This is a genomic window from Streptomyces phytophilus, assembly GCF_013870535.1.
Lineage (GTDB): Bacteria > Actinomycetota > Actinomycetes > Streptomycetales > Streptomycetaceae > Streptomyces > Streptomyces phytophilus.
This window is the reverse complement of record NZ_JACBXC010001467.1, coordinates 1-1,373: the sequence shown is the minus strand read 5'-3', so window position 1 is coordinate 1,373 and position 1,373 is coordinate 1. Positions and strand designations below refer to the sequence as shown.

Annotated in this window: 2 protein-coding genes; both read right to left on the bottom strand. The window is 71.2% G+C overall.

Features of this window, described 5'->3' with window-relative positions; all coding sequences use genetic code 11:
* Positions 1–368: 2-dehydropantoate 2-reductase N-terminal domain-containing protein (locus tag H5J30_RS33415; protein WP_181791486.1), on the bottom strand; the 368-nt coding region annotated here is incomplete at its 3' end.
* Positions 365–1,111: a lysophospholipid acyltransferase family protein gene (locus H5J30_RS33410; RefSeq protein ID WP_181791484.1), complete on the bottom strand. Its 747-nt coding sequence runs from the start codon at positions 1,109–1,111 to the stop codon at positions 365–367. The genes H5J30_RS33410 and H5J30_RS33415, both read right to left, overlap by 4 nt.
* Between the last annotated feature and the right edge of the window lie 262 nt (positions 1,112–1,373).

Below are 1,373 nucleotides of genomic sequence, written 5' to 3'. Positions count from 1 at the left end.
ACCTCCTCGATGACCTCGCTCATGCGCTTGGCGGTGCCCAGCTCGACGCCCTTCATCAGGCTGACGAGGACGGTGCCGGGGGCGAGGAGCGGCGCCCAGCGCTCCAGGTTGCCGCGGAGGGTCTGCGACGGCACGGCGAGCACGGTGAACTCGGCGTCCCGGGCGGCCTCGGCCGGGTCGGCGGTCGCGGTGACCGCGTCGGGCAGGCGTACGCCCGGGAGGTAGTCGGGGTTCTCGCGGGTGGCGTTGAGGGTGTCGACGAGCGCGGCTCTGCGGCCCCACATCGTCACCCGGCAGCCGGCGTCGGCCAGCACCATCGAGAAGGCCGTGCCCCACGAGCCGGTGCCGAAGACGGCGCAGCGCGTCACGAGTTCTCCTTACGGTCCGCGGAGCGGCGGCGCTGCTGGGCGCGCACGGTCTTCGGGTCGAAGCGCTCGGCGGGCGCCTGCTCGCCGCGCAGTTCCTCCAGCAGGCGGGTGACGGCGTCCATGATGACGTCGGTGGCCTCCGCGAGCACCTGCGGGGTGGGCTCCTTGCCGTAGAACTCCGACAGGTCCACCGGCGGGCCGGCGAGCAGGTGGAAGGTCTTGCGCGGGAAGGGCCGGGGCCGGCCGTACGGCGGCAGCACCTCGTTGGCGCCCCAGTGGGCGACGGGGATGACGGGCGCCCGGGTGACGAGCGCGACCCGGGCGGCTCCGGTCTTGCCCTTCATCGGCCACAGCTCGGGGTCGCGGGTGAGCGTCCCTTCGGGGTAGAACGCGACGCACTCCCCGTCCTCGACGGCTTTGACCGCGGCCCGGAATGCTTTGGAGGCGTCGGTGGACTCGCGGTAGACGGGAATCTGCCCGGTGCCGCGCATCACCGTACCGACGACGCCCTTCTTGAAGAGTCCGTCCTTCGCCAGGAACCGCGGCACGCGGCCGGTGTTGTACTGGAAGTGGGCATAGAAGAACGGGTCGAGATACGAGTTGTGGTTGACGGCGGTGATGAATCCGCCGTCGGCCGGTATGTGCTCCGCGCCACGCCAGTCCCGCTTGACGAGCAGCCGCAGCGGCGGCTTGCAGATGGCCGCGACCAGCCGGTACCAGAAGCCGATCCTCCGCCGTGACACGGTCCTTTTCACCTTCCCGGATTATCCTCGGTGCGCGTTTCGTGGCCGAAACAGTCTGGCCCCGGGGCTCACGTCTGTCGAGAACACCGTACGCCCATGCGACCGGCCCGCCCCGCCGCGCGGAGCACCGGCAGGTGACAATGGGGCGTAACGACGATGACGAAACGCACGGCACCTGCGCAGACGGAACTCCCCGGCCGACCGGGCCGGCGGCTCTGGCATGTCGTCGTGCCGCTGAAGCCGCTGGCGCTCGCGAAGTCCC